This window comes from Ideonella sp. P3_A4, from assembly GCF_056403075.1.
This window is the reverse complement of record NZ_JBFUGE010000197.1, coordinates 1-10,834: the sequence shown is the minus strand read 5'-3', so window position 1 is coordinate 10,834 and position 10,834 is coordinate 1. Positions and strand designations below refer to the sequence as shown.

The 10,834-nt window shown below is 67.7% G+C and carries 9 protein-coding genes and 1 pseudogene; 4 read left to right on the top strand and 6 right to left on the bottom strand.

Annotated features, from left to right (window positions below):
- Together AC1DYI_RS17610 and AC1DYI_RS17605 are read right to left on the bottom strand one after the other, a co-directional pair.
- Positions 1-411: pseudogene (locus AC1DYI_RS17610) on the bottom strand (hypothetical protein); the annotation flags it as partial.
- A gap of 121 nt (positions 412-532) precedes the next feature.
- Positions 533-1,561 (bottom strand): saccharopine dehydrogenase NADP-binding domain-containing protein, encoded by a 1,029-nt coding sequence (locus tag AC1DYI_RS17605; RefSeq protein ID WP_477205434.1) that lies wholly within the window; start codon positions 1,559-1,561, stop codon positions 533-535.
- Positions 1,562-1,633: 72 nt separating this feature from the next.
- Here AC1DYI_RS17605 and AC1DYI_RS17600 point away from each other — a divergent pair, with 72 nt between their 5' ends.
- Together AC1DYI_RS17600 and AC1DYI_RS17595 are read left to right on the top strand one after the other, a co-directional pair.
- Positions 1,634-2,299 carry a TetR/AcrR family transcriptional regulator gene (locus AC1DYI_RS17600; protein WP_477205433.1) on the top strand — a complete coding sequence of 222 codons (666 nt, stop codon included), beginning with the start codon at positions 1,634-1,636 and terminating at the stop codon, positions 2,297-2,299.
- A 118-nt stretch (positions 2,300-2,417) separates the two neighbouring features.
- Positions 2,418-3,689: a serine hydrolase domain-containing protein gene (locus AC1DYI_RS17595; protein ID WP_477205432.1), complete on the top strand. Its 1,272-nt coding sequence runs from the start codon at positions 2,418-2,420 to the stop codon at positions 3,687-3,689.
- A gap of 9 nt (positions 3,690-3,698) precedes the next feature.
- Here the strand turns inward: AC1DYI_RS17595 and AC1DYI_RS17590 are convergent, their stop codons facing one another.
- A complete protein-coding gene (locus tag AC1DYI_RS17590; protein ID WP_477205431.1) occupies positions 3,699-5,690 on the bottom strand; it encodes a calcium-binding protein in 1,992 nt (663 codons plus the stop codon).
- A 274-nt stretch (positions 5,691-5,964) separates the two neighbouring features.
- Here AC1DYI_RS17590 and AC1DYI_RS17585 point away from each other — a divergent pair, with 274 nt between their 5' ends.
- The gene (locus AC1DYI_RS17585; protein ID WP_477205430.1) at positions 5,965-6,462 is read left to right on the top strand and encodes a YfbM family protein; all 498 of its coding nucleotides are present in this window, start codon (positions 5,965-5,967) and stop codon (positions 6,460-6,462) included.
- 12 nt (positions 6,463-6,474) lie between these two features.
- On the opposite strand, the gene AC1DYI_RS17580 is transcribed toward AC1DYI_RS17585, so the two are convergent.
- Positions 6,475-7,236 (bottom strand): SIR2 family NAD-dependent protein deacylase, encoded by a 762-nt coding sequence (locus AC1DYI_RS17580; protein ID WP_477205429.1) that lies wholly within the window; start codon positions 7,234-7,236, stop codon positions 6,475-6,477.
- A gap of 5 nt (positions 7,237-7,241) precedes the next feature.
- A complete protein-coding gene (gene rlmB / locus AC1DYI_RS17575) occupies positions 7,242-7,994 on the bottom strand; it encodes a 23S rRNA (guanosine(2251)-2'-O)-methyltransferase RlmB (protein ID WP_477205428.1) in 753 nt (250 codons plus the stop codon).
- Positions 7,995-8,208: 214 nt separating this feature from the next.
- On the opposite strand from rlmB, the gene AC1DYI_RS17570 reads away from it, so the two are divergent.
- Positions 8,209-9,747, top strand: a complete 1,539-nt coding sequence (locus tag AC1DYI_RS17570; protein WP_477205427.1) for a methyl-accepting chemotaxis protein — start codon at positions 8,209-8,211, stop codon at positions 9,745-9,747.
- 11 nt (positions 9,748-9,758) lie between these two features.
- On the opposite strand, the gene AC1DYI_RS17565 is transcribed toward AC1DYI_RS17570, so the two are convergent.
- Positions 9,759-10,538, bottom strand: a complete 780-nt coding sequence (locus tag AC1DYI_RS17565; RefSeq protein ID WP_477205426.1) for an acetyltransferase domain-containing protein — start codon at positions 10,536-10,538, stop codon at positions 9,759-9,761.
- Positions 10,539-10,834 lie beyond the last annotated feature (296 nt).

Here is a 10,834-nt window from a genome sequence, read left to right as displayed (position 1 = left end):
GCCGTAGAAGTTGCCGTCGCCGGCCAGCGTCAAGCCACCGACGGGGCTGAGCTGAGGCGTCCCAGGTGCGCCAAAGGCTTGCAGCACCTTGAATCGGTCGCTTGTCGTGATCCTGAAGCTGGCGCCATGCGAATAGGTGCTGCCAAACTCGGTGGTGCCATACAGCACGCCGCCCGCCCCCACGGCCAGCGTTCCGCCGGGCAGGAATCCGTCCTCGGCATCCACCTTGTGGAGGATCTCGTAGCCGACGACGGGAGCGGCCGGCGCCGGCTGGCTCGCCGCCTGGGCGGCCATGTGCAGAATCGATACCGCGGCGCCGATGCAGGCAAAGCGCCATGCGGCGGCCGCCCCACCGACTCGGCCAAGCAGGCGTGCGCGATCACTGCGCAACGTTTGCTCAAATGCTTTCATGTGTCCCTTCCTTTGATGTTGAAACGGGCGTCTGCGTCGACGCGACTTCAGCGAACTTTCCAAGCCCACTGTCAGTACAGACGCAATTTCGAGCCCGACCAAGACATCTCGGTCAGCAGGTTCACATCGAAGCACGCAAGGCATCTCCGGACACGTCCAGCGCCGGGCCGTGCAGCGCGCGCAGCAGTTCAACCGGGTCGACCGCCTCGGCCAACGCCAGCGCGCCGCCGTGCCGGTACGAAGGCGTCAGCAAACGCAGGGCGGCTTCGATCACGATGGGCGCCGTCACGGCATAGATGTCTTGCCCACGCACGCTGGCCGTCTTGGTCACGCCGTCTTGCACGAGCTGCACCCCCAGCTCGAAGCGCTGCGCCGAACGCCCACTGTCGTCCACCGCCGTGGGCGGTGGCGTCTTGGCATTGCGAACGTCTTCAAGCGCCGAGCGGTTGATCAGCGAGCGGATCGCACCGGCCTTCAGGTGATGCGCCAAGGTAACGATCTCGCTGAACGGCAGTTCGACCATCGGCTGAGGGCCCAGCGGCGCCGAGAAGGCCCAGTCCGGCACCTCGGCCGACGGCGTCAAGGGCGCGAAGCGGCCGCCCTTCACCACCACGCGCGGCACGTTGTTGCGCTCGCCGGTCACACGCGTACCAGTGGTGGGCCACCAGCGGTCGAGTGCCACCGCGACGGTGATCTCGTCGATGGCGCCAGCCGAGGCCAGGGCGCTGGCCAGCAGGTCGGCCAGACCACCATAGAAACCGGCCGCCGGGATCACGACGCGGCCGGCCGCACGCGCCGGTGCATCGAGGTCGTCAAAGCTGGCTTGCGCGCTGGCCTGCTCTGCCGTCACGTCGATGTAGTGGCTGCCGGCTCGCAGCGCGGCCCGCGCCACCGGCGTTGCGGTGTCGAGAAACGGACCGGCACAGTTGATGACCACCGCGCAGCCGGCGAAGGCCTGTTCGAGGCTGAGCGGGTCGTCGAGCACGGCCACGCGCCGGGCCGCGACCGAGGGAAACAACTCGTCGAGCCGCGCGGCGCTGCGCCCGACTGCCACCACCGCCAGCCCTCGGCGCTGCGCTTCCTGGACGACAAATTGACCGGTGTGGCCGGTGGCGCCGTACACGGCGATGACTTGGGAAACGGATTGCATGGGTGCCTTTCAATGACGATACAGACCTGTCTGTTCTTCAAATACTACAGACAGGTCTGTATCATGTCAACCATGCGTACTTCATCTGCCCCGGGTTCCCCGCAAGCGCCCTCACCTGCCGGTCGTGCCAACGCGGCGTCCAAGCGCTCGGCGAAGGCAACCGCCGAGCCGGCTGCCGACGTCCGCGGCCGCATCCTCGACACCGCTTCCGCCTTGTTCTATCAACGCGGCGTGCGCGCCGTCGGCGTCGATCTGGTCGTGCAGGAGGCGGCGGTGGCGAAGACCAGCCTGTACCGCTACTTCCCCACCAAGGACGACCTCATCGTCGCCTTCCTGGAGCGCGAAGACGTCGAGTTCTGGGCGCTGTGGGACAGCGTCGCCAAGCAACACGCCGACGACCCGGCCGGCGAACTGGCCGCCCACATGCGCTGGATCGGCGAGCGCCTGGCCCGCTCGAACTACCGCGGCTGCCCGCAGATCAACGTGGCCGCCGAGTTCGCCGAACAGGACCATCCCGCCCGCCAGGTCTCGCTGCGGCATATGCAGGCGCTGCGAAGCCGCCTGCAAGACGTCTCCAAGCGGCTGAAGGTGCGCCAACCCGACCAACTGGCCGCGCAGCTCGCGGTGCTGGTCAACGGCGCCTTTGTCAGCTCGGCGCTGCTCACCCCCGAGGAAGCCACGGGCGTGTTGCTTGGGGCACTGAAGGCGTTGCTGGCTGGCGCGCGGGCTGGCGGTTGAGAGGCCCTCGCCGGCCGCCCTGTAGCACTTCGGTAACCCGTTAGTAACCCGGCTTGGCCGGGCTGTGCCATGCTCTGCGCCGTCGAACAAAAAGCGCGCGGCGCCCACAGGAGACCCGATGAGGCAATTGAAGACCCTGGCCACGGCGCTGTGCCTGGCCAGCAGCTTGCTGCTCGCCGCAGCGCAGGCCGCCGAGCTGCCACGCAGCAAGCCCGAGGCCGAAGGCATGTCGAGCGAGCGGCTGCGAAACGTCACCGCCACGCTGATGGCCGGTGTGCGAGACGGCAAGATCCCCGGCGCGGTGCTGATGGTCGCGCGCCACGGCAAGGTGGTGCAGTTCGACGCGGTCGGCGACCTGGGCCCCGTGCCCGGCGCGCAGATGGAGCGCGATTCGATCTTCCGCATCTATTCGATGAGYAAGCCCGTCACCAGCGTCGCCGCGATGGTGCTGGTCGAGGAAGGCAAGCTCAAGCTCGATGACCCGGTCGAGAAGTACATCCCGGCCTTCGGCAAAGTGCAGGTCGGCGTCGAGAAGCCCGGCCCGGACGGCAAGCCGACACTGATGCTGGAGCCCGCGCGCCGCGGGATGACCGTGCAGGACCTGCTGCGCCACACCTCGGGCCTGACCTACGGCTTCTTCGGCAACTCGCTGGTGCGAACAGCCTACGACGAAGCCAAGCTCTTCGAAGACCTTGACAACGCCGCCTTCGCCGACCGCCTGGCCACCTTGCCGCTGGCCGCGCAACCCGGCTCGACCTGGGACTATGGCCACTCGACCGACATCCTCGGCCGCGTGATCGAGGTGGTCTCGGGCCAGTCGCTGGGTGCTTTCATGAAAGCCCGGCTGTTCGACCCGCTGGGCATGAAGGACACCTCGTTCTACGTGACCGACCGGCGCAGTCAGGGCCGCATCGCCGAGCCCTTCGACCACGACCGCAACATCGGCCTGAACGCCGACATGGCCGACCCACGCGTCGTGCGCAAGGGCGAATCGGGCGGCGGCGGTCTGATGTCCACGGCGATGGACTACGCCCGCTTCGTGCAGATGCTGCGCAACGGCGGCACGCTGGACGGCAAGCGCATCCTGAGCCCGAAGACGGTCGCGTTCATGGCCAGCGACCATGTCAGCCCGCACATCAAGAAGACGGCGCTGTACCTGCCCGGCCCGGGCTATGGTTTCGGCCTGGGCTTTGCGGTGCGGCTGGCGCCGGGCGAAGGGGTCAGCCCTTCGGAGCCCGGCACCTACCACTGGGGCGGCGCCGCCGGCACGCTGTTCTGGGTCGACCCCAAGACCGACCTGTGGGCCGTGCTGATGATCCAGTCGGTCAAGCAGCGCGACCACTACCGCCCGCTGGTGATGAACATGGTCTACGCGGCGGTCGAGAAGTAGCCCCTGCGCTCACGGCCCCCAGGCCACATCCCCCACCTGGACGCCGGCGCCGCCACCGAGCCGGCCGACGATGCTCAACTCGGCCGCGCTGACCACCGCATCGGTGCCGCTGGACTGGAAGTACAGCAGCCACGAGTCGTGCCCGTTGTCGACGGCGAAGACCGCGCTCTGGCCTGCGCTGTAGGCCTGGTTGACGCTGCCGATGGCGGCCGCCGCCGCGTCGAGCGACAGGTCGCCGAAGATGTCGGCCGCCACGATGACCAGCTCCGCGCTGCTGTCGAAGCCGCCCGGCCCGTTGATCGTCGTGGCCCCGTCGACCTGCTGGTCGCCGTTGCCCACCGGCAGGCTGGCCTGGCTGACGTTCAGCTTGTCGACACCACTGGTGAAGTCGTCGACGAAGACCATTCGCTCGTAAAGCACCTCCCGGGCCGTCAGCACGAACGTGTCGCTGCCCTTCCCGCCGGCGAGGTAGTCCAGTCCGCCGGCGCCCGTCAGTGTGTCGTTGCCCAGTCCGCCGTGGCCGTCGCCCACGAGAGACGTTCTCGCCCCGACGAGGATCCAATCGTCACCGCTGCCCCCTTCGACCTGGCCCTGCAGTCCCTGGGCCCGGATCGTGTCGTCGCCCGCGCCGCCCTGCACGGTGAAGGGGGTGCCACCGAAGCCGGTGACCGTCACCAGGTCATCACCGGCGCCGGCATCGAAGCTCGCATCGCGCAAGAAATCGCAATCGATCTTGTCGTTCCCGCTGCCGGCTTGCAGCGTCAGCTTGCTGAACGAGGTCACGTCGATCACGTCATCGCCCGAACCGGCATCGACGCCGAAATCGTAGTACCCGCCGCCGCCGATGCCGGAGATCGTGTCGTTACCCGCACCACCCACGGCGGAATAGAAGATGTTCGACTCGAGCCAGTCGGCGCCGTCGCCACCATCCATGCCGCCGCCGCCCAGCAAGGTGTCCCGCCCTGCGCCGCCGGACACGAAGTTACCGGGCGCGTGATGGCCATCCATCTGGCCGCCCTGCAGGTAGTCGTTGCCGTCTTCCCCGAACAAAGTGGCGCCCGAGCCCGTCAGCGTGTCATTGCCGGTCCCGCCGTAGACCAGATCGCTGCCGAACAAGCCGCCGCCACTCAGCGAGTCGTCGCCCTCGCCGCCGATCAGGGTATCGGTGACATAGGGACTCGCATCGCCGCCGCCGCTGATCGTGTCGTTGCCGGCACCGCCGTCGATCAGATTGACCGTGGGGCCTCCGAGAATCAGGTTGTCCAGCGCATTGCCGTACCCGTCGATTTCGGTGTATGCGTAGCCCAGGGTCAGGTTCTCCACGTGCGGCGCCAGCGTCCAGGTGACCGTGGAGTACACCGTATCGTTGCCACCATCGTGCAGCTCCACCGTGACGTCGCCGGGATCGTCGACATTGAAGGTGTCATCCCCCTCGCCGCCCACCATCAGGTCAGCGCCCGCGCCACCTTCGAAGCTGTCGTTGCCGCGGCCTCCGTACAGCGTGTCCCGCCCGTCGCCTCCCTGCAGCAGGTTTCCACCCTGGTTGCCGATGATGACGTTGTCGAGTTCGTTGCCGGTGCCTCGCAGGTCCGCAGTGCCGGTGAGCGTCAGGTTCTCGACGTTGGCCGCCAGGCTGTAGCTGACGCGCGAGAGCACGGTGTCGATGCCGCCGCCTGCCGCCTCCTCGACCACATCACCCACGTTGTCAACGACATAGGTGTCGTGGCCGCCTGCGCCGGCCATCGTGTCGGCGCCTTGCCGGCCATTGATCAGGTCGGCGTCGTCGGTGCCGACCAGGTTGTCATCGCCCTTCGTGCCGACGATGACGTCGGTCGGATACGCCAGCGAGGCCGCCACGTCGAACCGGCTCCAGGCGTCCGGCCACGTTGCGAGCGAGGCGAATGCCCCACCGGTGGCCGCTTCCTCCATCCATCGCCACTGGGTCGCGGCACGCAGCGCCTGAGATTGGGCTTGCTGCCAGCCCGCCGTTGAATTGGCCATGCTGTCTCCTTCGCTTTGGAAGTACTACGGGCCTCCCGGCGGCCTGCGAACGCAGACGTTGGCCATGAGGCCAACAGCGATTGAACAGAGTGCGCAGCCGCAGCGCAAGTGCAGTTGGCCGGCCCCGCCAGGGCATGCCACTGAGATGACGCGTCAGGCGGCCGGCCACGGTGCAGAAGCGCCGATGAACATGGTTGACGGTTCGGTGCTCGCGCCGCAGATGACCGGGGTGCCCTGGCTTGGATAATTCCCTTCTCTCTGGAGGGAATAAAACATGGGCATGGCGGTCTGTTTTGCGGCCGTGACGCCGGACACGCTCGCGCGGCTGCTTGATGCGCCGGACGAGGTCGAGGGCTATCTGCATCCTGACGACGATGGCGACGAACTGCCGTACACGGCGGACGCCGACAAGGCGTGGCACGGCATCCATTACCTGCTGACCGGCACGGCGTGGGAAGGCCGCGAACCTTTTTCGTGGGCCATCCTCGGCGCGGCCGACATCGGGCCCGACCTCGGCATGGGGCCGGCGCGCTTCCTGACGCCTGATCAGGTCATCCGCCTGGCAGCGGCGTTGGACAGCCTGACCCAAGAGGAGCTGACCGCCCGCTTCGACCCGCAGGACATGCAGGACAAGGGCATCTACCCGGAAGTGATCTGGGTCCGCGACGGTGAAGAAGCGCTGGACTACGTGCTCGAGAACTTCACGGTGATGGCCGACTTCTACCGTGATGCCGCAGCCCGGGGCGACGGCGTGCTGCAGTGGGTCTGCTGACCCACGAACGCGTCACAACCCGTCGAACAACGCCGGCAGCACGCCAGCCGCGGTGCCGCGCACCAGTTGCTGCGCGTCGCTGTCGATCTCGCTGGCCTCGGGGTTGACGATGGCCACCCAGGCGCCAGCGCCGTGGGCGCGGGCCGCCAGGCCAGCGGCGGGCCAAACGGCGCCCGAGGTGCCGATGACCAGCATCACCTCGCACTGGTCGGCCGCCGCTTCGGCCGCGCTCAGGGCCTCGAGCGGCAGGTTTTCGCCGAACCATACGACGCCCGGCCGCAGCTGGTTGCCACAATCGCCGCAGATCGGCGGCTCGCCCGGCGCTGCCCAGGCGGTGTCACAGGGCCTGCCGATACCCCGGCGCGGGCATTCCTCCAGCCACTGGTCAAGCAGGATGTCGCCATGCAGCCGGATCGTGTCGGTGTTGCCGGCGCGCTGGTGCAAGTCGTCGACGTTTTGCGTGATGACCGTCAGGCGGCCGGGGTGGCGCTGCGCAAACGCGCCCAGCGCCACGTGACCGGCATTGGGCTGCGCCGCGCGCACACCCTGGCGGCGCTCGGCATACCAGCGCCAGACGCGGCCGGGATCGGTGCGAAAGCCCTGGTCGCTCGCCAACTGCATCGGGTCGAAGCGGGCCCAGTAACCGGTGCGCGCATCGCGAAATGTCGGGATGCTGCTCTCGGCCGACATGCCGGCGCCGGTCATCACGGCGATGTGGCGGGCTTGCGCCAGCCGCTCGCGTAGCTTGGCCAGGTCACCCGCTGCGTCGTCCATGGTCGTCAGCCTGTCGTGCGCCGCTGTCGGCGCGCTTCATAGAGGCACACACCCGCGGCCACCGAGACGTTCAAACTTTCGACCGCCCCCGCCATCGGGATGTTGACCAGCTCGTCGCAGGTCTTGCGCGTCAGCTGCCGCATGCCGGCCCCTTCGGCGCCCAGCACCAGCGCCACCGGGCCGCTCAGGTCGACGTCGTACAGCGTCTGCGTGGCGTCGTCGCTGGTGCCGATGATGCGGATGCCGCGCTCCTTCATCTCGTTCAGGCTGCGCGCCAGGTTGGTCACCATCAGGTAGGGCACGGTCTCGGCCGCGCCCGAGGCGACCTTGGCCACCGTCGCGTTCAGGCCCACCGCGTGGTCCTTCGGCGCGACCACGGCTTGCGCGCCGGCGCCATCGGCCACGCGCAGGCAGGCGCCCAGGTTGTGCGGATCGGTCACGCCATCGAGCACCAGCACCAACGGCGGGTCTTCCTTGGCCGCCTCGACGCCTTCGAGGATCTCGTCCAGCGAATGCATTGGCGGCAACGGCTCGACGCGGGCCACGACGCCTTGGTGGCGCGGGTTGCCGGCCAGCTTGGACAAGCGGGCGTCGTCGCTGTCGATGATGCGCGAGCCGGCCTCGCGGGCCCGCTCGACGAAGCCGCGCATGCGGGCATCGCGCCGGGTCGCGTCGACATGGATCTCGGTGATGGAAGCAGGCGCCGTCTTCAGGCGCACGGTCACGGCATGGAAGCCGAAAAGGATTCGCTGGGTCATGGTGCGCGCATCATGCCCGAACGCATCACCGGGCCGCTTCCGCCCCTTTTGCCGCGGTACCGATTCCATCCATGCAGATGAGCACACTTTCGTGATGTGGAATTTGACCCGCCTCAAGTTTGCCCCGGTGCTTCTCGATATCCGACCAGCAATGCCGCGATGCCTGCGCAAGTTGTTTGGGCGCGGACGGCTTGCCGATCCAGGAGATACCGCCATGAAGTTGATGAAATCCCTGCGCCTGGCCTTGATGTCCATCGGCTTGGCGGGCGGTTTGGCCAGCGTGGCGGTCCTAGGGCAAGCCCTGGTCAGCTTCAACGCGCTGGACGACAGCGCGCAAAAGGCCATGGTGGCCAAGGACGTGGTCGCCGACATCCTGCCGCCGCCGATGTACCTGATCGAGATGCGGCTGGTGCTGTCGCAGGCCGTGGAACAAACCCTGCCGCACGACCGGGCGGCAGCGGAATTCGACCGCCTGAGCAAGGAATACCAGGCCCGGGTCGACTACTGGACGGCCAATCCGCCGTACGGGCTGGAAAAGCTGCTGCTGGGCGAGCAGCACGCCGCGGGTCAAGCCTTCATCGCGGCGGCCAAGAAAGAGGTGCTCGACAAGCTGGCCGGTGGCGATGCCGCCGGGGCCCAAGAGGGGCTGAAGCAGGCCAACGCGCTGTACATGAAGCACCGCGCCGGGGTCGACCGCACCGTCGAGGCCGGCAACCAGTTGGCCGGCGACTCGATGACGAGTTTCGTCGCCAGTCGCGAAGGGGGCATCCGGATGATGTCCATCGTGACGCTGACCCTGCTGATGGTGACACTGAGCATGTACCTGTGGGCTCGCCGCAGCATCCTGGTGCCGCTGAATGCCTGCGTCGACCAGGCCAACGCGGTGGCCACCGGCGACCTGAGCTCGAAAATCGAGTGCGACCGCGCCGACGAGATCGGCAAGCTGCAGCAAGCGCTGGGCGAGATGACGGCTCAGCTGTCTCGCATGGTTGGTGAGATGCGCGGCGGCATCGACGAGATCGCGACCGCGTCGAGCGAAATTGCCCGCGGCAACAACGACCTGAGCCAACGCACCGAGCAACAGGCCGCGAGCCTGGAAGAGACCGCCTCATCGATGGAGGAGATGGCTGCCACCGTGCGCGCCAGCGCCGACCATTCGGTGCGTGCCAACGACCTGGCCAACGGCGCCTCGAAAGTGGCCGCCACCGGTGGCCAGGCCCTGGGCAACATGATCGCCACGATGGACCAGATCCGCGAATCCAGCGTCCAGATCTCCAACATCATCGGTGTGATCGACGGCATCGCTTTCCAGACCAACATCCTCGCGTTGAACGCCGCGGTCGAAGCCGCCCGGGCGGGCGAACAAGGCCGTGGCTTCGCGGTGGTGGCGTCCGAGGTGCGTGCACTCGCCACGCGCAGCGCGGCGGCCGCCAAGGAGATCAAGGGCCTGATCAGCTCCAGCGGCGACAAGGTGCAAGCCGGCCATCGGCTGGCCACCGAAGCCGGGCAGACCATCGACCAGGTCGTCAACCAGGTGCGCGAAGTGACGCAGCTGATCTCCCAGATCTCGACCGCCAGCCTGGAGCAGAACAACGGCGTCGGCCAGATCAACCAGGCGGTCAACCACCTGCAGAACACGACGCAGCAAAACGCCGCCTTGGTGGAACAGACTGCGGCAGCCTCTGAAAGCCTGCATCAGCAGGCGGACCGCCTCGCTTCGGCGGTGTCGGTGTTCAGGTTGAGCTGCGYCTGAGCGGCGTCGCCCTAGGCACCAGTGGCCCAGCGCCAGGCCCTGATCGCCCCGATCAACACCGGCTGGTGCAGCATGTAGAAGGTCAGCGACCAGGTCCCCAACACCGCCAGCGGCCTCAGTGCCGCGGGCACGCTGCCCGCCAGCAAGGCTGGCCGGTGCTTGAGCAGCCAACTGCCTAACACCACACCTGCCAGCACCACACCCAGCCAAGGCAGCACTGGCACAAAGTCTTCGGTGCGCGGCAGGTGAGTCACCAGGCCAACCCAGTTGATCCAGCGGCTGTCGAACAGAGGGTCATGCCAGACGCGCGGCAGCACCAGCGCCGCCAGCGCCAGGCCCAGCAGCACGGCGTAGCCCAGCGCCCCTTGCGCCAGCTGCCGCGGCGCCACCAGGCGCACGATGATCAGCATCGCCGCGATGCCGTGCAACACGCCGAAGCTGATCCAGGTGTTCGGGAACATCTGGGCCGAGCCGATCGACACCAGCGCCGCGCAGCCGGCCACCTGCGCCCAGCGCCGCCAGAAGCGCACCCAGCTCTGCTTCGCCTCGATCGCCACCGCCTGCCCCATGCCGGCGCACAGCAGGAACAGCGTGACGATGCAGGTGCGCTGCAACGTCCAGAACGGGTCGTGCTGAAAGCGCTGGTGCGGCTCGAAGTAGCCGAAGTAGTTGAGGTCGAAGCAGAAGTGGAAGACCGCCATCCAGACGATGGCGAATCCGCGCAACGCGTCCAGCCGCCCATGGCGTTGGGCGGGCCGCGGGGCGACAGCAGAGGGAGTGGATGGCGACACGGCGGCGACGATACCGCACGGCGAGCAGGCAGCAACGTGTCTGTCCACCGCCGGGTCCATGCGCCGGGGTGTTCTGTGAATGCAGCAGCGCCAGCGCGAAGGTTGGCGTGGCGGCCAGTGAAGATGCGTTCAGCCTCACGTTGGACGCTCGCCTGAACACATCCCCACCGTCCGCTTCGCATCGACCGTGGCGGGCCACGGCGTGCCAATTGCACCCTTGATGGAGAACGAACGCGCTGCCATGTCACCGACGGTGGCAGCGAGGAGAGGGGGTCCGTCGTGAGGAACGTCTAACG